Below are 22,362 nucleotides of genomic sequence, written 5' to 3'. Positions count from 1 at the left end.
CGCACGGACCGCTCCGGGCCGCGCGGGGCCGGAGCCTGGGTCGGAGCAGCGGCCGCGCGGGCGGGGCGGAGGTCCGGCCGCCCCGCCGCGGGAGCCGGCTCCGGCGGTCACGCCGTCAGCAGCGGGGCCAGGTAGCGGCGGGCGAAGTCGCGGGCCTGGTCCTCGTCCTCCATCTCGATGCAGCTGGCCGGATTGAGGAGGAACGACACGGCGACGCGCACCATCAGTTCGGCGACCGGCCCGGGATCGCCGTCCGGGCGGCCCTCCGCCTGCTGGGCCCGGCGCAGATGGGCCGTCAGATAGGCGACGGTGGCCGAGAGCGTGGAGCCGCCCCGCACGGTCATATAGGGGAGCACGACCTCGGGTTCGAGACGCAGCAGTCCGCCGAACAGCGGGTGGGCGCGGGTGTACCGGAGGGCGACGACGAAGCCCTCGGTCACCCGCTCCTCCATGGTCGGCAGCGCCGCGACGGCCGCGTCCAGCTCCTGGAAGAACCTGCGGTGCTCGCGCAGCAGCGTGGCCATGACCAGCTTGTCCTTGGTCTGGAAGCGCCGGAAGACGGTGACCCGGGAGACCCCGGCCCGCTTGGCGACGTCGTCCACGGAGGACCGGCGCAGTCCCAGCAGGGTGAACTGCTCCAGCGCGGCGTCCAGGATCCGCCGCGCCGTCGGGTCCTCCGTCTCCGCCTCGGCGATGGCCCGGGTGAGCGCCGAGTCGTTCGTGTCCGTTCTCATGGCGCTCACGATACCGGCGAACACCTCTCGCAGATACGGTGAAACGATTAGCATCACTTAGTAACACCGTCGACGTCCGGAGGATCTGATGGGTAGTCGCCTCACCGAGGAGCAGGCAGGTTTCGTCGCGGCCGTCCGCGATTTCGCCAAACGGGAGTGCGGCACCCGGGAGCAGCGCGACGCGCTGACCTTGGGCGGCCGCGAGGCCCACCACCCCGGGCTGTACGGACGGCTCGCCGCCCTGGGCTGGCTCGGGGTGTGCCTGCCGGAGGAGTACGGAGGTGCGGGCGGCGGGCTCGCCGACGCCTGCCTGTTTCTGGAGGAGACCTCGTACGGGATGGTCCCGGCCGGGGGGTTCATCACCACCGTCATCGCCGCGAAGGCGTACGAGCGGTTCGGCAGCGAGCCGCAGCGTCGGGAGGTGCTGTCCGGGGCCGTGCGCGGGGACGTGCTGTCCATCGCCATGTCGGAGCCGGAGGCCGGTTCGGACGTGGGCGCCCTGCGCTGCCGGGCGCGGCGGGAGGCGGACGGCGGGTGGGTGATCGACGGTCAGAAGACCTGGATCTCCAACGCGCACTGCGCCCGGCACATCCTGCTGGTGGCACGGACGGGCGAGGACAAGCACGGCGGGCTGACGATGTTCCATCTGCCGGCCGGGACGCCGGGGGTCGAGGTGCGGCGCATCGACACGATGGGCGGCCGGGAGGTCAACGACGTCTTCCTGACGGAGGTCCGGCTGCCGGCGGACGCCGTGGTCGGGGAGGTGGACAACGGCTGGCGGCAGCTGATGGCCGGGCTCAACCACGAGCGGCTGTTCCTCGCCGCGAACATGCTGGGGCTGGCCCGCCGCGCCTTCGACGACACCGTGGCGTACATACGCGAGCGCGAGCAGTTCGGGCGCCCCGTCGGCTCGTTCCAGGCCCTGCGGCACCGGGTCGCCGATCTGGCCACGGAGATCGAGTGCACCCGGCTGCTGGTCCGCGAGATCGCCTCGGACTGCGACGCGCAGCCGGAGAAGCTGTTCCCGCGCGAAGCCTCGATGGCCAAGCTGAAGGCCACGGAGGTCGCCAAGCGGGCCGCCCTGGAAGGGATGCAGATGATGGGCGGCTACGGCTACACCACGGAGTTCGACATGGAGCGCCATCTGCGGGCGGCGGTGGTCTCCACGGTGTACGGCGGCACCAGCGAGATCCAGCGGGACGTCATCGGGAAGACCTACGGCCTCTGAGACCGGCGGCGCGGCGGGGCCGGGAATCCGGTCCCGCCGCGCCGCACACGGTGTTCCGCGCGGTGCCGGTCAGTTCTCGTAGAGCCGGGTCAGCCGGTCCGCGTACATCTCGCGGATGACGCGGCGCCGCATCTTGAGCGACGGTGTCAGCTCGCCCGTGACCGGGCCCCATTCGCGGGCGAGCAGTTCGTAGCGCTTGACCTGCTCGGTGCGGTTGAGCCGGGAGTTGGCGGCGGCGACCGCACGGTCCACCTCGGCCAGGACCTCGGGGTGCTCGACGAGCGCGGACAGGTCCCCCGTGGTCTCCACGCCGTGGGCGGCGGCCCAGGCGGGGACGGCCTCGGCGTCCAGGACCAGCAGGGCGACCAGGTAGGAGTGGTGGTCGCCGTGCACCATGGCCTGGCCGATGAGCGGGTGTTCCTTGAGGGCGTTCTCCACCAGCGCCGGCGAGACGTTCTTGCCGGTGGAGGTGATGATCATCTCCTTCTTGCGGTCGGTGAGCCAGAGGTAGCCGTCCTCGTCCAGGCGCCCGATGTCGCCGGTGGCGAGCCAGCCGTCCTCGTCCAGGGCGGACCGCGTCGACCCGTCGGGCTGGAGGTAGCCGGAGAAGACGGAGGAGCCCCGGACCATGATCTCCCCGTCGTCCGCGACGCGTACCTCGACGGACTCGACCGGACGGCCCACCGAACCGAGGCGGAAGCCGCCCTTCGGGCTGTTGCTGGTGGCGACTCCGGTGGTCTCGGTGAGCCCCCAGGCGTCCATGATGACGATGCCGAACCCGGCCCAGAACCGCACCACATCGGCCGACATGGGCGCCGAGGCGCTCGCCGACCAGGTCACCCGGTCCAGGCCGCCCGCGGCCAGCATGGGCAGCAGCACCTCCTCACGGGCCCGGGCGTACCGCTTCTCCAGTCCGGCGGGCGGCTCCTCGCCCCGTTCCCGGCAGGCGACGTGCTCCCTGGCGGTCTCGAAGGCGTCGTCGATGACGGCGCGCTTCTCGGCGGGCATCAGGGAGAGGATCCCCCGCACCCCCGCGGAGAGCTTCTCCCAGATCCTCGGCACGCCGAAGAACTGCGCGGGGCGCACCTTGCGCACCACGGCGGCGACGCCGGCCGGATCGGGGCAGAGGTAGACGTGCGAGGCGCGGTGGCAGGGCAGGTAGATGCCCAGCATGCGCTCGGCGATGTGCGCGAAGGGCAGGTAGCAGATGTGCTCGACATGCGGGGGGAGTTCGACGACGGCGTCCAGGGCGAGGGCGTTGGCCATCACCTGGGCGTGGGTCAGCACGACCCCCTTGGGTTCACCGCTGGTCCCGGAGGTGTAGACGACGGTGAGGGGGTCCTCGGGGCGGGCGGTGTCCAGTTCCCCGTCCGCGTCCCCCTCCCCGGTCGGCGCGTCGAGCAGAGCCGCGAACGGGAGATGGCCGCCCTCCTCCCCCGCCTCGGCCACCACCAGGCGCTCCAGCGGGATGCCGGGGTCGGCCACCAGCGGCTCCCAGACGGCCACCTGGGCGGCCCCTTCCACCACGGCCAGCCGGGCCCCGCAGTTGTGCGCGATGTGGCTGATCTGTTCGGGGGCGGCGGTGCCGTAGACACTGACCGGCACGGCTCCGAGGCGGACGAGGGCCAGATCGGCCAGCCAGTGCTCGGCACGGTTGGACATCATGAGCAGGACGTGGTCGCCGCGGGCGACGCCCAGGGAGCGGAAGCCCGAGGCGAGCCGCCGGGTGCGGGCGTGGACCTCCGCCCAGTCGAGCGTCGTCCAGTCGCCGTCCGGTCCGGCGGACTGCCAGGACAGGGCCGGAAGGGCGGGGTGCTCCCGGGCGTTGCGGGCCAGCAGTTCCGGGAGGGTGCGGTGTGCCGGGGCGTCGGGCAGCTCGCCGGTGGTGCGGGGTGCCGAGGTCATCGGGGCCTCCTTGCGGGCCGGAAGGGACACGTCGGAGAGGGAGGGGCGGGGGCCCGCGTCGGGGCCGGATCCGGGCCCGGGTCCTGGCGACAGGACCGTTTTACTGAGCGTTCGCTAAAGAACGTAGAAGGACACCTTCCAAGCGGTCAACTCCCCGTGCCACACTAGTTTTCACGAATCCGCAGGAGGGAAACCCCCTGAGGCACGCACCGGCAGGGCCCTCGACTGATCGATCGCTCAGGAGTGGATTGCCCGGTCCCGTCCCATCCGTTCCGAGGAGAGCCGTGAACACCCAGCCCCGTCAGGACGCTCCGCCGCCGGACCACTGGCGCACCTACCGGCCCCTCGGGCTGCACCCGATCCTGACGCACGCGATGGAGGCCTTCAACGAGCACGGCTACCACGGCACTTCCGTCCGGGACATCGCCGCCCGGGTGGGGGTCACGGTCCCGGCGCTCTACTACCACTACGCGAACAAGCAGGCGCTGCTCGCCACCCTGCTGGAGACGTCGATCAGGGACGTCCTGGACCGCTGCCGGGCCGCCTCCGCCGAGGCCGGTGACGATCCGCTGGCCCGGTTCAGCGGCATGGTCGAGTCGATCGTGCTGTACATGGCCCACCGGCAGCAACTGGCCTTCCTCGACACGGAGATCCGCAGTCTGGAGCCGGAGAACCGGGCGCGGTACGTGGCCCTGCGCGACTATCTGGAGCACATGCTGCTGGACACGGTCGAGGCGGGCCGCGCCCGGGGGGTGTTCACCACGCCGTTCCCGGCCGACGCCGTGCGCTCCGTCCTCGTGATGTGCCAGGGCGTCGCCAACTGGTTCCGTGCCGACGGGCCGCTCGGCGCGGAGGAGGTCGCCGAGCGGCACGTCCTGCTCGGCCTGGCCACGGTGGGCCACCCCGGGGCGGTCCTGGGCGAGCCCCTGGCCGCCGGCCGTCCGCTGCCGCGCCCCCGGACCGGCGCCTGATCCCGCCGCTCCCCCGTACCCGTACACCCGCTCCGCCCGTCACGGCGGACCAGTCGAAAGGACACCCCTGCCCATGAACGTGGACGAGGCACGCGCCCGGTTCCAGGAGTTCCGCGCGAGCGAAGGCCCGGTCCCCACCGATGAACTCGACGCGATCTGGGCGGTGCTGGACACCGTCCGCCCCGAGGACGTCCTCGGCACCTGGTCGGGCGGCGAGTTCCCCACCGGCCACCCGCTGGACGGCATGCTGGAGGAGGCCGGCTGGTACGGCAAGACGTTCGTCTCCGCGCACGACGCCAAACCGCTGATGTGCCGGAACGCGGAGGGCGAGCTGTACTCGAACGTCGAGCTGGGGCAGGGCGAGGCCAGTCTGTGGACGGTCGAGTTCCGGGGCGAGTCGACGGCCACCATGGTGTACGACGGACGGCCCGTGTTCGATCACTTCAAACGGGTCGACGGCACGACGCTGATGGGGATCATGAACGCCAAGGGGGTCCCGCCCGAGGGCCCGTACTACTACTTCTTCCTCGACCGCGCCGGCGAGGACGGGTGACACGGGTCCGCGCCGCGGTCACCGGGGCACCGGGCGCCCCGTTCACCGTGCGCGAGGCGCGGATCGAGGCCCCTCGGCCGCACGAGGTGCTGGTGCGGACGCGCGCGGCGGGCATCTGCCACACGGATCTGACGATGCGGGACACCTGGCCGCGCCGGCTGACCCCGATGGTGTTCGGGCACGAGGGCGCCGGCGTGGTCGAGGCCGTGGGGGCCGAGGTGACCCGCGTGGCGCCCGGCGACCACGTCTGCCTCTCCTTCGCCAGCTGCGGCACCTGTGAGAGCTGTACGGCGGGCCATCCGGCGTACTGCCACGCGGCCCCGCTCCTGAACTTCTCCGGAGGCCGGCCGGACGGGACGAGCCCCCTGTCCCTCGGCGGCGCCCCGCTCCACGCGGGCTTCTTCGGCCAGTCCAGCTTCGCCACGCACGCCCTGGTCCACGAACGCGGGGTCGTCGCGGTGCCCGCCGCTCTGCCGGCGGAGGTGGCCGCTCCGCTGGGCTGCGCCGCCCAGACCGGGGCCGGGACCGTCCTCAACCGCCTGCGCCCCGAACCCGGTTCGGCGCTCGTCGTGCTGGGGGCCGGCGGGGTGGGGCTGAGCGCGCTCATGGCCGCCGTCGCCGCCGGATGCGATCCGGTGGTCGCCGTCGATCCGGTCGAGGCCCGTCGCACCCTGGCCGTCGAACTCGGCGCCACCACGGCCCTCGCCCCCGGCGACGGGCTGGCGGCGGCCCTCCGGGAGGCCACCGGCGGCGGGGCGCACCACATCGTGGAGACGACCGGCCGCCCCGGCATGGCCCGTCTGGCCGTCACCGCCCTGCGCCCGCGCGGCGACCTCGCCCTCCTCGGCCTCGGCGGCGAGGTCGCCTTCGACGTGATGTCCCTGCTCGCCAAGGGGGTCCGCGTCCACGGCGTGATCGAGGGGGACGCGGACCCGGTGCGCTTCGTCCCGGAACTGGTCGGGCTGTACGAGCGGGGGCGCTTCCCTCTCGACCGGCTGGTGACGACGTTCCCGTTCGAGGAGATCGAGGCGGCGGTGGCGGCGCTGCGCGAGGGCCGGGTGATCAAGGCGGTGCTGACGTTCCACTGACGTACGGGCGCACGGAGCGGGACCGGTGTCCCGCGCCCGGAGCACCCGGCTCACCGGTGCAGGTGCGGGTCCCGTACCGAGAGGTCCGGCCGTCTGACCGTGTGTGATTGACTGATTCGCATGGCTTCCGCCTCCCGATCCGCCCGTCCCGCCCCGACCGCCGAACGGACCGTGGCGACGCGTCCGCGCAACCGCAGGCAGCTCATCATCGAGGCGGCCGGGCGGGTGTTCAGCGAGCGCGGGTACCACACCGCGTCGATGGAGGAGGTGGCGGCGGCGGTGGGGATCACGGCCGCCGCGCTGTACCGGCACTTCCCCAACAAGTACGCGCTCTTCGCGGAGTGCGCCGATGTCATGGTGGACGGGCTGGTCGTCGCGCTCGACGGGGTGGCCCCCGAGGCGCCGCTCACGGACGTGCTGGCGGCGGTCACGCGGATCACCGTTGCCCATCGGGCCTCGGGCGGTGTCTACCGGTGGGAGGCCCGTTATCTCAGCCGGGAGGACCGCCGGCGGCTCGGGGTGAAGTTCGGCCGGCTGGTCGGACGCGTCGACGCCGGGGTGCAGCGCGAGCATCCGCCCGCCGACGGGCGGCTGCGGGCGGTGGCGGCGCTCGGCGCGATCGCGTCGATCACGATGCACCGCACGTCGATCGCGCAGCGACGGGCCGAGGAGTTGCTGCTGGCCTCCGCGCTGCGGGTGGCCGCGTGCGCGTCGGCCGCGGACCGGCCGGGGCCGCCCCCGCCGCGACTGCCGGCGCTGCCGGTGCCCCGGACGCGACGGGCGGAGATCCTGGCGGCGTCGGTGCCGCTGTTCGCCCGCGACGGCTTCGCGAGCGTCACGAACGGGCAGATCGCGCGGGCGGTGGGACTCACGCCGTCCGCGCTGTACCGCCACTACCCGGGCAAGATCGACATCCTGGCGGCGGCCTGTCTCCAGGCGGCCGGGCTGCTGGCCCAGGGGGTCGAGCAGAGCCTGCACGAGGTGACGGGCCCGCACGACGCCCTCGCCGCCCTGGCCGGGACGTACGTCGCCTACAGCTTCGAGCACACCGCGCTGAACAGCGTGGCCGAGGCCGAGCTGGCGGGCCTTCCGGACGGTCTGCGGCAGCCCCTGGTGCTGGCGCAGCGGGAGCACATCGCCGTGTGGGAGCAGCAGTTGCGGCTCGCCCGCCCCGAACTGGACCCGCGCCAGGCCCGGGTCCTGGTGCACGCCGGGTTCGGGGTGGTCGTCGAGGCCGGGCGGCGGCTGCGGTGGGCGGACCGGCCCGAGCACCGGCGCACCGTGACCGCCCTGGTCGTCGACGCGCTGGGGCTGTGACCCGGTGCCGTGCCGTCCGGCCGCCGGGCGGCCGTCCCCGCGTCGCCGTCCCGGGGCCCGGCCGGTTCGCGACGGGCTCCGGGAGGGCGGCGGGCGGGATGCCCCGGCCTCGGGCTTGCGCGGGCGCCGTGTCCCGGGTCAGTCCTGCCTGTTGCCGGTGGGGATGGTGATGGGGGTCGTGGTTCCGGACGAGCCCTCGTTGAGGAACAGCATGGCCAGGGCGCGCACCATCTGGTCGATGGCGTAGAACGCGCCGGGCATGACCGGCGACAGTCCCTCGCGGAACAGGATGTACGCCGGCCACGCCGTGCGGACCAGAGCGGCCGAGACGTAGTCCCGCTTCAGGCCGAGCCAGTCACCGACGTCGTCGCTCAGGACGTAGCGCACGAACTCGTTGAGGAAGCCCCGGGTGACGCCCAGGTCGAGCTGGGCCGTCAGGCCGAGCAGTTCCTCGGCGAGCGCGATGCCCTCGGTCGAGGGGGTGAGGATCGGTGTGAGGACCTGTGCCGACTGCTTCTCGGCGGCGGCCCAGGTCTGCGGGATGTGCTCGTCGGGCACGCCCAGCAGGTGGATGGCGACCTGCCAGGAGTGCAGGAAGGCCTCCTGGTCGGCGGCCGGGAACGGCACCTTCCAGTCGAGCAGCCGCCGGCGCACGAAGGTGCCGAGGCTGTGGAAGGTGACCAGGATGTCGGCGGCGCTGATGGGGACGGTCTCGTCGGCGACCGCCCGCCAGTGCGGCGACTGCGGCAGCAGGTGGCGCACGGCGGCGTGCACCACGCGCGTCTTGTTGGCGGTGACGACGAACTGGCCCGTCGGCTCGAACGCCCCCAGCTGGGACAGGTCGTAGCCGAAGGTGAACGTCTTGGCCGCGCGGTCCTGCATGTGCGCGCCGCCCGCGGACCAGTAGACGCTCTTGGCCTCGCGCGGGATCACGGTGCTCATGATGCCGCTGCCCAGGCCGTACAGCATGAAGAGGTAGAGGTCCCGGCGCCGGTTGAAGTCCGCGGCGCGGGTCAGCTTGACCGGATCGGCCCAGGAGGGCAGCCGGTTGACGTCCTGGAGGTAGGTGGCGAACTCGGCCGGCAGTCCGCCGGGCAGCGGGTCGTTGTTGTTGACCCAGGAGGCCCAGGCCGTGTTGATCGCGGGTACGTGGCCGCCCTCGATCATCGACACCATCAGCGGGTCGGCCTTGTCGTCCCAGATCCACTCCGGTCCGGTCCCCGCGTCGGCGTCCGCGGCCGCCCCGGTCGACGCCCAGGCGGGGGCGGTGCCCGCGGCACCGGTGAGCCCGAGCGCGACGCCGAGTGAGAGCGCCTGTCGCCTGCTGAGATTTCCCATTGACTTACCTGCTTCCGTGTCGAGTCAGACGGCTGGTAATTCCTTCTGAGCAGCGCCGGTTGTGCGGCTTCCCGCCTGGCAAGCGTGGTCACACAGATGTGATTTTCGATTAACATAGCGAGGCGCGCGAGCCTCGGCAATGGGGCGGCCGGGACCGTCGTGAAGGCGCTCCGGCCGCGTCGTCCGTAGACGATCACCCCGCGCGGATCCGTGGAGCCGAACAGTCGGCTCGGGGCCACGGGGGTGGGAGCATTCGGTTGAGGTGTCATCAGGTCTTCTGCGGACCCGAGGAGTTGACCGACGAGGATCCTTCGGCGACGGCCGGGTTCCCGCTGCTCGGCAGGATCGGCGCGGGCGGCATGGGCATCGTCCATCTGTCGCGTACGCCTCAGCACGATCCCGTGGCCCTCAAGGTGATCCGGCCCGAGTACGCCGGGAACAGCGTGTTCCGCCCCCGCTTCGAGCGGGAGATCGCGGACGCCCGGCGGGGGCGGAGGGGCGCGTCAGCGCGGGAGGACCCAGTCCGGCACCCAGGTGCCTTCGGCGCCGTGGCCGGTCGTCGTGGTGGTCAGATGGGAGCGGAGCGTGGCGAGCGCCGGGTGGGGGTTGTCGCGGCGCCAGACGAGCGAGTGCGGGTACACGGGGGTCGGGCCGGTCACGGGGATGCGTCTGAGTCCGTACGAGGCGGGCCAGATCAGGCGGGTCAGTCCGCCCATGAACGTGCCCAGGGCGGGGGTGTCCGCGAGGGTGTCGAGCAGGGCGTCGGAGCCGAAGTTGGGGCCGGTGGCCTCGATGGTGAGGCCGTACTCGGCCACGAGGGCGTCGTAGTAGGCGCCCCATTCGGTGCCCGGCGTGATGCCGGGAATCCAGATCCGGTGGCCCACGAGCCGGTCGAGGGTCACGGACGGGGCGTCGGCCAGTGCGTGGGCGGGGCCGGTGAAGAACTCCAGGGGCTCGTCGGCCACCCGGACGGACTCCAGGTCGTCGGGAAGGGGCCGGCCCGGCGCGCCGACCGCGCGGAAGGTGGCGTCGACGGTGCCCGAGCGGACGGCGTCGAGGGCCTGGTCGATGTCGACCAGCATCAGCACGTCCAGCTCGATCCCGGGGTGGGCGCGGTGGAAGTCCCGTAGCAGGCCCGAGGAGGCTCCGCGTGAGTTGATCACGTCGACGCGCAGTGGACGGCGGTCGGTGCGCACCGAGGCGGCGGCGCGCTCGGCGGTGCGCAGCAGTTCGCGCGCGTGCGGCAGGAACGCCTGCCCGTCGATGGTCGTCTCGGCACCCCGGGCCGTGCGGGTGAACAGACGGACGCCGAGATCGCGCTCCAGGGCGGCGATGCGCTTGGAGACGGCCTGCTGGGTGATCGAGAGGTCCGTCGCGGCCTTGCGGAACTGGCCGGTTTCCGCCACGGCGACATAGGTGCGTACGGCTTCGAGGTCCATGACGGCCCACCTTAATGAACAACATCTGGTTGTGGATCGCGAAGGGAATGGTTGTTTGACCCAGGTCCGGGGTGCTCGGTTAGCTCTCTTCGGTCAACGTCTGTTTGTACGGCGAACACGAGGAGCGCGTCAGGGTGTGGGGCAGGAGGCGCTTGGGTCGGCGGTTCGGCTGGCTGTGGGCGGCGTACGCGGTGAGCGCCTACGGTTCGGGGCTCGGGTTCGGGGCCTTCCCGTTGATCGCCGTGCTGGTGCTGCACGCGGGCCCCGCCGAGGTGTCCGCGCTTTCCGCGGTGGGGCCCGCGGTGGGTGCGCTGCTGGCGTTGCCGCTCGCCCCGTGGGTGGAGTACCGGCGCAAACGGCCGGTCATGATCGCGACGGACCTGGCCCGGTCCGCGGCGATGGCGTCGATTCCCGTCGCGTACGCCTTCGGCCGACTCGGCTTCGTGCAGTTGCTCGTGGTCTCGGCGCTGGTGGCCACGTCCAGGATCGCGTTCAACGCGGCGAGCGGCGCCTTCCTCAAGGCGCTCGTCCGGCCGGACGACCTTCTCGTCGCCCATGCGCGGTTCGAGTCCACGAACTGGAGCTCCATCGCGGTCGGGCCGCCCCTGGGCGGAGCGGCGATCGGGATGTTCGGGCCGGTCGTCACCGTGGTGGCCGACGCGTTCAGCTATCTGCTGTCCGCCCTGGGCATCGCGGCGATCGGCGGCCGGGAGGACCCGCCGGACGGGGCGGGCGGGAGCCGGACGCGGGCGGGCGGGCTCCTGGACGGCTGGCGCCACATCCTGGGCCATCCGGTGCTGCGGGCGCTGTACCTCAATCAACTGCTCGTCTCCGGTCTGATCATGGCCACCGAACCGCTGCTGGCCGTGCTCCTCATCCGTTCGCTGGGCTTCTCCCCCTGGCAGTACGGGCTCGCGTTCGCGCTGCCGTGCGTCGGCGGGCTCATCGGTTCCCGGCTGGCCCATCGTGTCGTCGACCGCTACGGGCGCCACACGGTCTTCCGGACCGTCGGCACCCTGCGCGCCGTCTGGCTGATCGGCCTGGTGTTCGTGCGCCCCGGGGTCGTCGGGCTCGTCACCGTGATCGTCGTCGAACTGGCGATCATCCTCCATATGAGCCTGTACACGCCGGTCCTGGCCACATACCGGTTGCAGCACACCCCGAAGGATCTCGTGGCCCGCACGCTGACGGCCTGGTCGGTCGGCCAGCAGGCGGCCATCGCCGCGCTGACCGCGCTCGCCGGGTTCCTCGCCGACGCGACCGGTCCGCGCACCGCGCTCGCCGCCGCGGGACTCCTCATCCTCGCCACCCCGCTCCTGCTCCCCCGCGCCGCGCACACCCGGCGGCCCGAGACGGAGGGCACGGAAGGACCGGAGGACACGGAGGGACCGGAGGACACGGAAGGAGAGGGCACGGCCGTCCGCAGCCGGGTGTGACCCGGGCCGGGCCGGCACGGTTCCTGCGGCGCGCGGCTACGGCATGCCGTACGGACGCAGCACCATGAGCGCGTCCTCGGGCGCCGCGACCATGGCGAAGGCGAAGCGGTCGACCTCCAGGCAGAGGGCGATGTCATCGGGGTGAACCCCCAGCCGCACGCCCTCCGCCAGTTCCGCGGCGGCGCGCGAACCGGCGGCCCGGCGGACGTAGTCCGTGCTGTCGGCTCCGGTGTCCGCGGCCCGTGCGGCGATGTACTGGGCACAGGCCAGGTCCTCGTCCGCCCGTCCGTCCTCACCCGTGACGACGAACGTGACACCGTCGCCGCCACCCTCCGCCCGCAGCACCCGCGCCGTCGCCTCCGCCACGACGAAGCTCGCGCACAGCACCAGCCGCGCGTCCCGGACCGCGAGCGCGCCGACCGTGCCCGCCGTGGTCTTCTGCACGACGGTCCGTCCCTCCAGGTCGGCCGAGCGCAGCAGACCCGGGGCGTTGACCAGGTCGAACCCCGGTGCCGGAGCCCCGTCCTTCAACGCGACCCATGCGGGACGGCGGTGCTTGAGCGCCAGCGCCTCGTCCAGCGACTCCGCGAGCACCACCTTCTCCGCGCCCCGGGCAAAGGCCCAGGCCGCCACGGTGAAGGCCCGCATGACATCGACCACGACCGCCACCGCGGGCGTCTCGGTCAGTTCGGGGATGCCGACGAAGCGCGTGTCCATGCCGCACAGCATCCCCCATCGGGGGCGCCCATGGGCCCGGTCGCGCCGAAGACGCGGGGCCTGCGGGCGGAACCGCCGCTGCTACCGTGTGGTCCCCGTGCGCGCAGGAGGGGAGGCCCGGATGAATCTCCGGAACCGGATCGAGCAGGTCGGCGACCTGCCGCCCGCCGCTGCCCTGGTCTGCGGCATCCTGGTCCTCGCCATGATCATCGGGCTGGTCTGCGCACTGCTCCTCCTGCCCGATCCCGGCAGGCTGCGCAGCCCCGCCGCCCGCGCACGCGCACGCCGCCGCAAGGAGAGCCGGAAGCGGCAGAAGCGGTTGCGCGACCGCCGCGAGGCGCTTCAGCGCAAGGCATCGCGCCGCTGAGCGGACGCGTACCCCGTGTCCGGCCGCGAGCTGATCCCCGAACGGTCAGGACTCGATGAACTCCAGGATGTCGGCGTTGAGCTGGTCCTTGTGCGTGAAGTACAGACCGTGGCTCGCCGTCGGGTACTCCTTGAGGACCGCACCGGGTATCAGCTCGGCCGTACGCCGGCCGGTGAGGGCGATCGCGGCCATGGAGTCGATGGTGCCGTGCACGACCAGGGCCGGAACGCCGATCTCGCGCAGACCGGCCCGGTGGTCGGCACGGAACCCGTCCGCGAAGAGCTGGGAGGCCGCCCAGGAGGACGTGGCCAGGCACTGGGCGATGGTGTGGTCGACGGTGGCCGGGGAGACCTCGTTGGCATGGGTGGCGAACCATATCTGCGCCTGCCGGGCGAACCACTTCGGCCGGTCGGTCCTGAAGGCCTGGAGGGTGCCCTGGAGCCGGGCCTCCGGCACGCCGTCCGGGTTGTCCTCCGTGTGCAGGAGGAACGGGGTCGTGGAGGAGACGAACACGGCGCGCGCGACGCGGTCCTCCCCGTGGCGGGCCAGATACCGCGCGATCTCGGCGCCGCCCAGCGAGTGGGCCACCAAGGTCACTCCGCGCAGGTCCAGGTGGTCCAGGAGCGCCGCCAGGTCGTCGGCGCCGGTGTCCAGGTCGTATCCGCCCGACGGGCGGTCGGAACGGCCGTGACCGCGCCGGTCGAGAGCGATGCAGCGGAACCCTCGTTCGGCGAAGAAGGGGATCTGGTACTCCCACATGTCGCCGCCCAGCGTCCAGCTGGCGACGAACACGAGGGGTGCGCCCCGGCCGTAGTCCTGGTAGGCGAGGCGGACGCCGTCGGGGGTCTCGAAGAACATGGCAACTCCTTGGGTGTCGTGGTCCGTTGACCGCGGCGTGTACGCGCACGTCATGCCTCCGTCGACCCTGCGGGCCCCACGGTCGCGGTGTGTGCGGTGCGGTGCGTGTACTACGGTGCCCTCCTCGCCGGAAGGACGCGATTACCCGCGAGGTCATGGAGCGCGGGCTGCACGGGACCGCGCTCCCGGGGTGCTTTCAAAGATCGCAGCCGCCCCGGCGGCGGACCTCCTTCCCAGGAGGGAACCGTCTCCCCCGCGCGAGGGAGCTTCCCCGCTCCCTCCGCAAGGACCGCGGGTCCCTCCGCAAGGACCGCGGGCTCAGGGCAGGACGTCGTAGGCCAGATGCGTCGCCGTCGTGGTGGCGGTCACGGTGCGCTGGACGAGCGTGCGGGGCGGCACTCCGGTGAACAGGGGCGTACCGGAACCCAGGACGACGGGGGCCAGGTGCAGTGACAGGACGTCCACCAGACCCGCGGCGAGGGCCGAGGCGATGGTGGCGCCGCCGCCCATGAGGACCACGTCGCGCTCCGCGCCGGTCGCCGCCGACGCCGACGCGACCCGTTCGCGTGCGGCGGTCACGGCATCGGCGAGGCCCGTGGTGACGAAGGTCCAGTCGAGCCCGGTCAGCCTCAGTGAAGCCGGGGGCCTGCGGGTCACGACGACGAACGGCGGCTTCGCCGCCTCGCCCGCTCCGTACCCGACCTCGTCGCTCCAGCCACCGGGTCCGTCCACCAGATCGAAGAGTCTGCGGCCCAGGACGACGGCGCCCGAGCGGACCGTCGCCTCCCGCAGGATCCGGCGGTCGTCGGGGTCGTCGGAGAAGGCCCACCGGTGCAGGGCGTCTCCCCCGGTGCCCAGACCGTTGTCCGGTCCGGGATCCGGGCCGGTGACGTAGCCGTCGAGGGAGACCGAGATGTCGGCGATGATGCGCGTCATACCAGGGCAGACCGCGTGCGGCGCGAGAATTCATCGCTCGCGCTCTTAAGGTGACGTGGTGATCGTTCCTGCGGATACCGCCTCGTCCCCGGGCAGCAGGTGGCGGCCCGGCTATCCCGCCGCCGCGGCCGTCTTCGCCGTCGGGATGGCCGGGACCACGCTGCCCACCCCCCTGTACGGGCTCTACCAGCAGCAGATCGGCTTCTCGGAGCTGATGGTGACCGTCGTCTTCGCCGTGTACGCGGTCGCGGTGATCACGGTGCTGCTGGTCGCGGGCAACTACTCGGACACGGTCGGCCGCAGACCCGTACTCCTGTGCGCGATGGCGTTCTCGGCGGCGAGCGCGGCCTGCTACCTGCTGGAGAACGGCTTGCCGTGGCTGTTCGCGGGACGGCTGCTGTCCGGTGCCGCGGCCGGGCTGCTGAGCGGGGCGGCAACGGCGGCGGTCCTGGAGCTCGCCGGTCCGCGGCATTCCGGACGCGCCGCGTTCGCCGCCACGGCCGCGAACATGGGCGGCCTCGGCTGCGGACCGCTGCTGTCCGGGTTCCTGGCCGAGTACACGCCCTGGCCCCTGACCGCCCCGTTCTGGGTCCATCTCGGTCTGGTCGCGGTGGCCGGTGTCGTGGCCCGGTGCCTGCCGGAGACGGTGCCGCATCCGCGACGCCGGGCCCGGCTGACGCCCCAGGGCATCGCGGTGCCCGCGGAGGTGAAGGGCGTGTTCGTACGGGCCTCGCTGGCGGCGTTCGCCGGATTCGCGCTGCTGGGGCTGTTCACGGCCGTCGCGCCGAGCTTCGCCGCGAAGACGCTGGGCGTGCACAACCTCGCGGTCACCGGAGCGGTCGTCTTCTCCGTGTTCCTGGCCTCGACGGCCGGCCAGTCCCTGACCCGGCGCGTCGGGGTGCGCCGCGCGCTGCCCCTCGGCTGCGCCGTCCTCGTCGTCGGTCTGGCGCTGGTGGCGTCGTCATTGATCGCCGAGTCCCTGCCGCTGCTGGTGCTCGGGGCCGTGTGCGGTGGCACCGGACAGGGGCTGTCCTTCCGCGCGGCCCTGACCCTGGTGGGCGAGGCAGCACCGGCCGCGCACCGGGGCGGCACGATCTCCGCGTTCTTCGTGGTCGCGTACACCGGGATCTCGCTCCCCGTGGTCGGGGTCGGCGCCCTGGCCACCTGGCTCGGGCTGCGCGAGGCCGGGCTGATCTTCACCGGCTGTGTGATCGTGCTGGCCGCCGGGGCCGGGGCCTACTCCGTCCTCGGCCCGCCGCCTGGCGGGGGCGGCGGCTCAGGCGCTTCCCCGGTGTGATGCCGGGCCCGGACAAGGTCCGCGGCCGGGGCGCGAGGCGTACGGCGTAGGGAAGCCGGGGAGCTCGGGCGGCCGCACCCCGCCTGCGTGGCGTACGTCCGTCAGCGGACGAGGCCGACGGCGAACTCCGCGTACTCGTGCAGCCCGTAGGCCAGGGCCACCGCCAGCAGGGCCGATCCGGCCACCGCCGTGACGAGGCCGGTCGCGACCGCGCGGCCGGCACGGGTCGCCGGCAGGACCGGACGCGGGCGCAGCAGAGCTTCGACGCGTTGCGGGACCGGGCCCGTGCTGACCGAGAGGAGCGGCGCCCTGACGCGTCCGGGTGCGGTGCGCGGGGTGACGGCCAGGGCGGCGCGGGCGATCGCGGTGGCGGCGAGGCGGCGGTCGCCGACCTCGGACGCCGCGGCCTCGTCGGCCCAGCGTTCCAGGTGGAAGTCGAGGTCCGTGCCGAGCGGGCGGAGCGCCGGGTGCACGGCGGCGGCCAGGTGCGCCGTGAGGGAGAGGAGGCCGTGTCGGGCGCGCAGATGCGCGCGTTCGTGGCCGAGGAGGACGTCGCGCTGGGCGGGCCCCAGGACCCGGAGCATGCCCGTGGTCACCACGACGCGTCCGCCGCGCCCGCGCCGTCCCGGCAGGGCGAACGCGCGCGGGTCCGCGTCGCTCACGATCAGCAGATCGCCGTCGGCCACCGCACCCGCGGTGCCTTCCCAGGTGCGGGCGAGCAGGGAGCGGTGTGCGCGCCAGCGACGGCCCACCAGCACCGCCTGGGCCGCCAGTACGGCGCCGGCCGCGGCGGCCACCGGGACGACGGCCGGCCACGCGGCGACGACACGGGAGAGCGGGAGGTAGTCGTGGGCCGCGAGGAACGGGACGTGGAAGAGTCCGGCCAGGGCGGCGACGGTGCCTCCGGCCAGGAGGACGGAGGCACCGGTCAGGGCCAGGCTCGCCTCCCTGGGCGGCAGGAGGGCGGCCAGCCGGCGGGTGGCGGCGGCCGCTCCCCACGGCAGGACCAGGGCGGTCATGACCAGGGCGAGGACCAGGGTCACGCCCCGTCCTCCGCGCTCATGAGCAGGCGGCGCAAGGCTGCCTCGTCCTCGCCGGAGAGCGCCGAGACGAACCGTTTGAGCACCAGGTCGCGCTGGGGTTCGCGCTCCAGTTCCCGGTGCATGCGCCCGGCGGCGAGGCCCGCGGAGTCGTCGGCGGCGGCGTAGGCGAAGCCCCGGCCCGCACGGGTGCGGACGACGGTGCCCTTCTCGTGGAGCCGGGTGAGGATCGTCGTCACGGTCGTCCTGGCGAGGTCGCGGTCGAGCGCGTTCTTGATCTGCTGCGGGGTGAGCGGCTCCTCGGCCGCCCAGAGCACCGCCAGTACGTCCGCGACGAGTCCGCCGTGCGGGCGTCTCGGATCGCCGCCGTCCTCCACCATCGTGCTACCGCCCTGTCGCCGTCGCGGACCGCCGTGTCCGGGCCCCGGCCGTCGCTTCTTCCGTCATCTCACTGTACTGGGGACACCGCCGCCGTTCCCGGGCCCTCGGCGGCTGCGGCTCCGGTGCCGTCCGCGCCCCCGGACGGTTCGGGGCCCCGCACGGCGGGTTCGGGGAGGGTGCGGAAGAGCAGCCAGCTCAGGACGGGCATGGCGATCAGCGGTGTCAGCGCCGTCCGCAGGGACGCGGAGTCGGCGAGGTGCCCCAGCAGCGGGCTGACGAGACCGCCGATGCTCACGGTGAGCCCGAGGGTCACCCCGCTCGCGGTGCCGACGCGGGAGGGCAGATAGTCCTGGCCCAGGGTGACCTGGAGCGAGAAGGGGACGTAGAGGCCGGCGGAGGTGAGGGCCACGAAGAGGTAGAGGGCCGGGCCCGGTACCCAGACCACCCCGGCGACGGCGGCGATCGAGAGCAGATAGGACCAGCGGGAGACCTGGACGCGGTCGAAGCGCTCGGCCAGGGATCCGCCGACGACGGAGCCCACCGCGCCGCCGAGGAACAGCAGGAACAGGGCGATCGTGCCGGCGGTCGCACCGCCTCCGGTGCGCTGGGTGGCGTACAGGGAGATGAAGGTGCTCAGGCCGGTGAAGACGACGGAGCGGAAGACGACGGCCAGGGACAGCCGGAGGAACGAGGGCACGTCGTCGGCGCTCCTCGGCACGGCCCCGGCGGCCGCGCCGGTCGCGGGACCGGCCAGGGCGCGGAGGACCGGCACGCACAGGGCCGTGCCGGCCAGGGCGGGCAGGACGAGCACCGGCGTCCAGCGCAGCGAGCCGTGGCCGATCGCGGCCGCGACGAAGAGCGGCGCGAGGGCGAAGCCGATGTTCCCGCCGAGGGAGAACCAGCCCATTCCGCTGTGGCTGCCCCGGGTGACCAGCCGGGCCACCCGGGCGGATTCCGGGTGGTAGGCGGCCACGCCGATGCCGGAGACGGCGACGAAGAAGAGCGTGAGTCCGTACGAGCCGCCGAGGCCGCTCAGCCCGATGCCGACGCCGCCCAGCAGGGTGCTGACCGGCAGCAGCCAGGGCATCGCCCACCGGTCGGTGAGCGCGCCGAAGACCGGTTGGGCCACCGACGAGAGGAGGGACGCGGCCAGCACGATGCCGGAGGCGACGGCGTAGGAGTAGTCCCGTTCGGACACGAAGTAGGGGATCAGCGCCGCGACGGCGCCCTGGTAGAGGTCGACGCAGGCATGGCCCACGGACAGCAGGGTGATGTGTGTGTTCTTGCGCACCCGTTCATGCTGGAAGCCGCGGTGGGTGTCGCGCTTTCGTTAAATTGCCAGGTGATGCAGAAAATCCGCCACACCCCGGTCGCACCGACCCGGACGCAGCGTCTGGAGTCCGGTGGCGCCATCGACGCGCACCGGCACGACGACCACCAGATCGTGTACGCGAGCCGGGGAACGATCGCCGTGACCACCGACGCGGGTGCCTGGGTCGCCCCGGCCACCCGTGCGCTCTGGATCCCCGCCGGCACCGTCCACCGGCATCAGGCGCACGGCGACCTCGATCTGCACTTCGTCGGGCTGCCCGCCGGGGAGAATCCGCTGGGTCTCGGCGCACCGGCCGTCATCGAGGTCGGCCCGCTGCTGCGGGAGCTTCTCGTCGCGTACACAGGCGCCCCGGAGGACGACAGCCCGGCCCGGGGCCGGCTGCGCGCGGTCCTGCTCGACCGGTTGACGGTCTCCCCCGAGCGGCCGCTGCATCTGCCGACCCCGACCGATCCGCTGCTCCGTTCCCTGCACGCGATCCTGCGGGCCGACCCGGCGGACGCCCGGACCCTGGACGAGCTGGGCCGGCAGATCGGGGCGGGGTCCCGGACGCTCTCGCGCCGGCTCCGCGCCGATCTCGGTCTGACGTTCCCTCAGTGGCGCACACAGCTGCGGCTGCACCACGCCCTGGTCCTGCTGGCCGAGGACCTGCCCGTCACCGCCGTCGCCCACCGCTGCGGGTGGTCGTCGGCCAGCACCTTCATCGATGTCTTCCGGCGCGCGTTCGGGCATACGCCCGGTTCGCGGCCCGCTCCTTGAGGCACCGTCACCGGACCGAACATCCTGGACAGCGTCGAACCGGCGCGGGCCGCACGGCCCGTCCCGAGCGTCGCCCGCCGGAACATCCGCACCTGAGTCGATCACTCGTACGAGTGAGTAGATGTACTCACGCGGGAGGCGGCGCGCGGGCAGGAGACTCTGCCCATGACACAGATCCGCACGTCCAGCACCGCGTCCGCCAGGGCCTTCACGCCGTCGCGACGCGGCCCGCTCACCACCGGTCTCACCGTCGCCGCACTGGCCTCCGCCCTCGCGCTCACCGGCTGCGGAACCGAGTCGCACGGCGGCGCCGCGAAGGACGCGTCCCGGGCGAGGAGCGTCGCCGACGCGAGCCCGGCGCGGCCCTCCGCCGAGCAGGCGGCGTTCGCGGAGCTGCTCGACACGTTCGGGCGGGCGTGCCCGGCGCCGGGCGGGGACCCGGTCGCGCCTCCGGTTCCGGAGCCGGCCGAGCCGGAGCCCGAGGTCGCGCCCGGCGGGACTCCCCCGGCCGCGCCGTTCGAGCCCCGGGTGACCCCGGGTCCCGAGACGGAGCTGAACCCGCGCGACTGGTGCACCGGGGTCAACCACGCGCAGCGCCTCGTCGTGGCACTCCAGGAGGTCGACGAGCCGACGCCCGCCACGGTCCGCGCCGCCCTCAACCGCCTCGGCTACATCGACGCGCACATCCACGGGCTGCGACAGGACTCGGCCGGCACGCACTTCTACCTCGATCTGAGGGAGAGCGGCGGCCGGCTCTGCGAGAAGGGGCTCGCCGCGGGCGGGGCATCGGACGCCACCCTGTGCGCGGCGGCCGCCACCGGGCCGTTCGAGGTGACCCACGAGGAGCGGGCGCAGGGATGACACCTCCCCGTCGGCCGTGTCGTACGGGGAGGTCCCCGGCCGTCCAGGCGTCGAGGCCGATCCAGCGGCGGCGGCCCGTGTCGTACGAGGAGGCCCCGCTTCCCCACGGCGGAGGGCGGCCGGTGGCGGGCACGGGCCGCCCTCCGCCGCGTGGGACACCCACGCGGGCGGGTCAGTGGCTGACGACGGGGATCCGGTCCTCGTCGCGCGTGCCGTCGACCGTCCTCGGACCGGCGGCCGGACCGCCCTGGTGTCCGGCGCGGATCACCGTCAGCGCGAGGGTCGCGGCCAGGACCAGGATGCCCACCGCCCACCAGGTGGCCGTGGCGTAGCCGTCCACCATGGCCCGCGCGCCGACCAGTCGGCGTGCGGCGGGTGTGGTGGCGTCCGCGGCGTGCGCGGTGAGATACGCGGTGGTGGCGGAGGCGGCGACGGTGTTCAGGAGCGCCGTGCCGATGGCGCCGCCGACCTGCTGCGAGGTGTTGACCATGGCGGAGGCGACCCCGGCGTCACGCGGCTCGACCCCGTGGGTGGCCAGCGACATGGCCGGCATGAACGCGGTGCCCATGCCGAGTCCGAGCAGCAGCAGTCCGGGCAGGACGAGACCGGCGTACGAGCTGCCGATGTCCATCCGGGTGAGAAACAGCATGCCGGTCGCCGCGACCAGGAATCCCGGCCCCATCAGCAGCCTCGGCGGCACCCGGGTCATCAGCCGGGCACCGATCTGGGTGGAGCCGGTGATCATGCCGGCGACCATCGGGAGAAAGGCCAGGCCGGTCCTGACCGGGGTGTAGCCCTTGACGATCTGCAGGTAGTACGTGAGGAACAGGAAGGTGCCGAACATCGCGATGACGGCCAGACCGAGCGAGAGGTAGACGCCTCCGCGGCTGCGGTCGGCCAGGACGCGCAGGGGCAGCAGCGGCGCCGCGACCCGCGACTCCGTCACCAGGAAGGCGGCGAGGAGCACCGCCGAGGCGACGAACAGGCCGAGCGTCAGGGGGTCGGACCAGCCGGCGGACTCGGCGCGGGTGAACCCGTAGACCAGGGAGACCAGGCCGAGGCAGGACAGGAGGACGCCCGGGACGTCCAGCGGCGCACGGTTGCGCCCGCCGGCCGGCTCACGGATCACGACGTACGCGCCGAGGGCGGCGACGATCGCGAAGGGCACGTTGACGAAGAACGTCCAGCGCCAGTTCAGGTACTCGGTGAGGGTGCCGCCGAGGATGAAGCCGACGGCACCGCCGCCACCGGCGATCGCGCCGTAGATGCCGAAGGCCTTGGCGCGCTCCCTGGCCTCGGTGAACGTCACGGCGAGCAGGGAGAGCGCGGCCGGGGCGAGGAGGGCGCCGAAGACGCCCTGCAGGGCGCGGGCGCCGAGCATCATGGCCTCGCCGTTGGCCGTTCCGCCGAGGACGGAGGCGGCGGCGAAGCCGGTCAGGCCGACGAGGAAGGCCCGCTTGCGGCCCCAGAGGTCGGCGACGCGGCCGCCGAACAGCAGCAGCCCGCCGAAGGCCAGGGCGTAGGCGGTGATGACCCACTGCCGGTTGCCGTCCGATATCCCGAGATCCTGCTGGGCGGAGGGCAGGGCGATGTTCACGATGGTGGCGTCGAGAACGACCATCAACTGGGCCAGGGCGATGAAGACCAGCGCTTTCCAGCGCCTCGGATCGGGGCCGGCGGCGGTGGCCGCGCCGGGGCCCGGCAGGGTTTCGGCACCCGGACGGCCGCCGGTGTCGCGCCGACGGGCGGACGGAACTGATTCGGACATGGAGGTACCCACTTCTGGACTGCGTGGCACGTCCGCGCG

At 73.3% G+C, this 22,362-nt stretch carries 21 protein-coding genes; 10 read left to right on the top strand and 11 right to left on the bottom strand.

The features are described 5' to 3' along the window. Positions 1-107 precede the first annotated feature (107 nt). Positions 108-734, bottom strand: a complete 627-nt coding sequence (locus tag ACZ4FH_RS19335; protein ID WP_383633801.1) for a TetR/AcrR family transcriptional regulator — start codon at positions 732-734, stop codon at positions 108-110. An 88-nt stretch (positions 735-822) separates the two neighbouring features. Between ACZ4FH_RS19335 and ACZ4FH_RS19330 the strand changes: the two genes are divergently transcribed. Further along, entirely contained in the window at positions 823-1,962 is a 1,140-nt protein-coding gene (locus ACZ4FH_RS19330; RefSeq protein WP_467306075.1) for an acyl-CoA dehydrogenase family protein, read from the top strand. 69 nt (positions 1,963-2,031) lie between these two features. Here ACZ4FH_RS19330 and ACZ4FH_RS19325 read toward each other — a convergent pair whose 3' ends face one another. Next, complete coding sequence (locus tag ACZ4FH_RS19325) at positions 2,032-3,867, bottom strand: AMP-dependent synthetase/ligase (RefSeq protein WP_467306073.1); 1,836 nt, start codon at positions 3,865-3,867, stop codon at positions 2,032-2,034. 284 nt (positions 3,868-4,151) lie between these two features. Here ACZ4FH_RS19325 and ACZ4FH_RS19320 point away from each other — a divergent pair, with 284 nt between their 5' ends. From ACZ4FH_RS19320 to ACZ4FH_RS19305, 4 genes are all read left to right on the top strand, one after another. Further along, positions 4,152-4,838, top strand: coding sequence for a TetR/AcrR family transcriptional regulator (locus ACZ4FH_RS19320; protein ID WP_467306072.1), 687 nt, complete (start codon positions 4,152-4,154; stop codon positions 4,836-4,838). 73 nt (positions 4,839-4,911) lie between these two features. Beyond that, positions 4,912-5,391 carry a DUF4334 domain-containing protein gene (locus tag ACZ4FH_RS19315; protein ID WP_467306070.1) on the top strand — a complete coding sequence of 160 codons (480 nt, stop codon included), beginning with the start codon at positions 4,912-4,914 and terminating at the stop codon, positions 5,389-5,391. Beyond that, positions 5,388-6,479 (top strand): NAD(P)-dependent alcohol dehydrogenase, encoded by a 1,092-nt coding sequence (locus ACZ4FH_RS19310; protein ID WP_467306069.1) that lies wholly within the window; start codon positions 5,388-5,390, stop codon positions 6,477-6,479. The genes ACZ4FH_RS19315 and ACZ4FH_RS19310 overlap by 4 nt, the downstream gene beginning before the upstream one ends. Before the next feature lie 120 nt (positions 6,480-6,599). Further along, the gene (locus tag ACZ4FH_RS19305) at positions 6,600-7,796 is read left to right on the top strand and encodes a TetR/AcrR family transcriptional regulator (RefSeq protein ID WP_467306068.1); all 1,197 of its coding nucleotides are present in this window, start codon (positions 6,600-6,602) and stop codon (positions 7,794-7,796) included. A 138-nt stretch (positions 7,797-7,934) separates the two neighbouring features. Here the strand turns inward: ACZ4FH_RS19305 and ACZ4FH_RS19300 are convergent, their stop codons facing one another. After that, the gene (locus ACZ4FH_RS19300; RefSeq protein WP_467306066.1) at positions 7,935-9,134 is read right to left on the bottom strand and encodes an oxygenase MpaB family protein; all 1,200 of its coding nucleotides are present in this window, start codon (positions 9,132-9,134) and stop codon (positions 7,935-7,937) included. Between the two features lie 503 nt (positions 9,135-9,637). Beyond that, on the bottom strand, positions 9,638-10,573 hold the full coding sequence (locus tag ACZ4FH_RS19295) for a LysR family transcriptional regulator (RefSeq protein WP_467306064.1): 936 nt from the start codon (positions 10,571-10,573) through the stop codon (positions 9,638-9,640). 134 nt (positions 10,574-10,707) lie between these two features. On the opposite strand from ACZ4FH_RS19295, the gene ACZ4FH_RS19290 reads away from it, so the two are divergent. Beyond that, entirely contained in the window at positions 10,708-12,009 is a 1,302-nt protein-coding gene (locus tag ACZ4FH_RS19290) for an MFS transporter (protein ID WP_467306063.1), read from the top strand. Positions 12,010-12,045: 36 nt separating this feature from the next. Here ACZ4FH_RS19290 and ACZ4FH_RS19285 read toward each other — a convergent pair whose 3' ends face one another. Continuing rightward, positions 12,046-12,726 (bottom strand): 2-phosphosulfolactate phosphatase, encoded by a 681-nt coding sequence (locus tag ACZ4FH_RS19285; protein WP_467306062.1) that lies wholly within the window; start codon positions 12,724-12,726, stop codon positions 12,046-12,048. 121 nt (positions 12,727-12,847) lie between these two features. Between ACZ4FH_RS19285 and ACZ4FH_RS19280 the strand changes: the two genes are divergently transcribed. Further along, positions 12,848-13,093, top strand: a complete 246-nt coding sequence (locus ACZ4FH_RS19280; protein WP_467306061.1) for a hypothetical protein — start codon at positions 12,848-12,850, stop codon at positions 13,091-13,093. A gap of 45 nt (positions 13,094-13,138) precedes the next feature. On the opposite strand, the gene ACZ4FH_RS19275 is transcribed toward ACZ4FH_RS19280, so the two are convergent. Together ACZ4FH_RS19275 and ACZ4FH_RS19270 are read right to left on the bottom strand one after the other, a co-directional pair. Continuing rightward, positions 13,139-13,951: an alpha/beta fold hydrolase gene (locus tag ACZ4FH_RS19275; RefSeq protein ID WP_467306060.1), complete on the bottom strand. Its 813-nt coding sequence runs from the start codon at positions 13,949-13,951 to the stop codon at positions 13,139-13,141. Between the two features lie 318 nt (positions 13,952-14,269). Then, positions 14,270-14,887, bottom strand: a complete 618-nt coding sequence (locus ACZ4FH_RS19270; RefSeq protein ID WP_467306059.1) for a dihydrofolate reductase family protein — start codon at positions 14,885-14,887, stop codon at positions 14,270-14,272. Positions 14,888-14,942: 55 nt separating this feature from the next. Here ACZ4FH_RS19270 and ACZ4FH_RS19265 point away from each other — a divergent pair, with 55 nt between their 5' ends. After that, entirely contained in the window at positions 14,943-16,184 is a 1,242-nt protein-coding gene (locus ACZ4FH_RS19265) for an MFS transporter (protein WP_467306058.1), read from the top strand. A gap of 101 nt (positions 16,185-16,285) precedes the next feature. Here the strand turns inward: ACZ4FH_RS19265 and ACZ4FH_RS19260 are convergent, their stop codons facing one another. The 3 genes from ACZ4FH_RS19260 to ACZ4FH_RS19250 all read right to left on the bottom strand — a co-directional run bounded on the left by ACZ4FH_RS19260 (position 16,286) and on the right by ACZ4FH_RS19250 (position 18,896). After that, positions 16,286-17,227, bottom strand: coding sequence for a M48 family metalloprotease (locus tag ACZ4FH_RS19260; RefSeq protein ID WP_467306057.1), 942 nt, complete (start codon positions 17,225-17,227; stop codon positions 16,286-16,288). Further along, entirely contained in the window at positions 17,224-17,604 is a 381-nt protein-coding gene (locus ACZ4FH_RS19255; protein WP_467306054.1) for a BlaI/MecI/CopY family transcriptional regulator, read from the bottom strand. Before ACZ4FH_RS19255 ends, ACZ4FH_RS19260 begins: the two co-directional genes overlap by 4 nt. A 68-nt stretch (positions 17,605-17,672) precedes the next feature. Then, positions 17,673-18,896 (bottom strand): MFS transporter, encoded by a 1,224-nt coding sequence (locus tag ACZ4FH_RS19250; protein WP_467306053.1) that lies wholly within the window; start codon positions 18,894-18,896, stop codon positions 17,673-17,675. A gap of 54 nt (positions 18,897-18,950) precedes the next feature. Between ACZ4FH_RS19250 and ACZ4FH_RS19245 the strand changes: the two genes are divergently transcribed. Then, positions 18,951-19,694, top strand: coding sequence for an AraC family transcriptional regulator (locus tag ACZ4FH_RS19245; protein ID WP_467306051.1), 744 nt, complete (start codon positions 18,951-18,953; stop codon positions 19,692-19,694). Between the two features lie 165 nt (positions 19,695-19,859). Beyond that, entirely contained in the window at positions 19,860-20,555 is a 696-nt protein-coding gene (locus tag ACZ4FH_RS19240) for a hypothetical protein (protein ID WP_467306049.1), read from the top strand. Between the two features lie 172 nt (positions 20,556-20,727). Here the strand turns inward: ACZ4FH_RS19240 and ACZ4FH_RS19235 are convergent, their stop codons facing one another. After that, positions 20,728-22,323 (bottom strand): MFS transporter, encoded by a 1,596-nt coding sequence (locus ACZ4FH_RS19235; protein ID WP_467306048.1) that lies wholly within the window; start codon positions 22,321-22,323, stop codon positions 20,728-20,730. Positions 22,324-22,362 lie beyond the last annotated feature (39 nt).

The sequence above is a fragment of the Streptomyces sp. NPDC024555 genome, from assembly GCF_055559335.1.
Note: the sequence above shows the minus strand (reverse complement) of the source record. Positions and strands in the feature narration are given on the sequence as shown.

Coding starts and splice junctions, on each gene's coding strand:
- ACZ4FH_RS19285 (WP_467306062.1), bottom strand. CDS start 12,726: ATGGACACGCGCTTCGTCGGCATCCCCGAACTGACCGAGACGCCCGCG.
- ACZ4FH_RS19305 (WP_467306068.1), top strand. CDS start 6,600: ATGGCTTCCGCCTCCCGATCCGCCCGTCCCGCCCCGACCGCCGAACGG.
- ACZ4FH_RS19300 (WP_467306066.1), bottom strand. CDS start 9,134: ATGGGAAATCTCAGCAGGCGACAGGCGCTCTCACTCGGCGTCGCGCTC.
- ACZ4FH_RS19280 (WP_467306061.1), top strand. CDS start 12,848: ATGAATCTCCGGAACCGGATCGAGCAGGTCGGCGACCTGCCGCCCGCC.
- ACZ4FH_RS19245 (WP_467306051.1), top strand. CDS start 18,951: ATGCAGAAAATCCGCCACACCCCGGTCGCACCGACCCGGACGCAGCGT.
- ACZ4FH_RS19235 (WP_467306048.1), bottom strand. CDS start 22,323: ATGTCCGAATCAGTTCCGTCCGCCCGTCGGCGCGACACCGGCGGCCGT.
- ACZ4FH_RS19255 (WP_467306054.1), bottom strand. CDS start 17,604: ATGGTGGAGGACGGCGGCGATCCGAGACGCCCGCACGGCGGACTCGTC.
- ACZ4FH_RS19330 (WP_467306075.1), top strand. CDS start 823: ATGGGTAGTCGCCTCACCGAGGAGCAGGCAGGTTTCGTCGCGGCCGTC.
- ACZ4FH_RS19335 (WP_383633801.1), bottom strand. CDS start 734: ATGAGAACGGACACGAACGACTCGGCGCTCACCCGGGCCATCGCCGAG.
- ACZ4FH_RS19275 (WP_467306060.1), bottom strand. CDS start 13,951: ATGTTCTTCGAGACCCCCGACGGCGTCCGCCTCGCCTACCAGGACTAC.
- ACZ4FH_RS19295 (WP_467306064.1), bottom strand. CDS start 10,573: ATGGACCTCGAAGCCGTACGCACCTATGTCGCCGTGGCGGAAACCGGC.
- ACZ4FH_RS19240 (WP_467306049.1), top strand. CDS start 19,860: ATGACACAGATCCGCACGTCCAGCACCGCGTCCGCCAGGGCCTTCACG.
- ACZ4FH_RS19325 (WP_467306073.1), bottom strand. CDS start 3,867: ATGACCTCGGCACCCCGCACCACCGGCGAGCTGCCCGACGCCCCGGCA.
- ACZ4FH_RS19315 (WP_467306070.1), top strand. CDS start 4,912: ATGAACGTGGACGAGGCACGCGCCCGGTTCCAGGAGTTCCGCGCGAGC.
- ACZ4FH_RS19270 (WP_467306059.1), bottom strand. CDS start 14,887: ATGACGCGCATCATCGCCGACATCTCGGTCTCCCTCGACGGCTACGTC.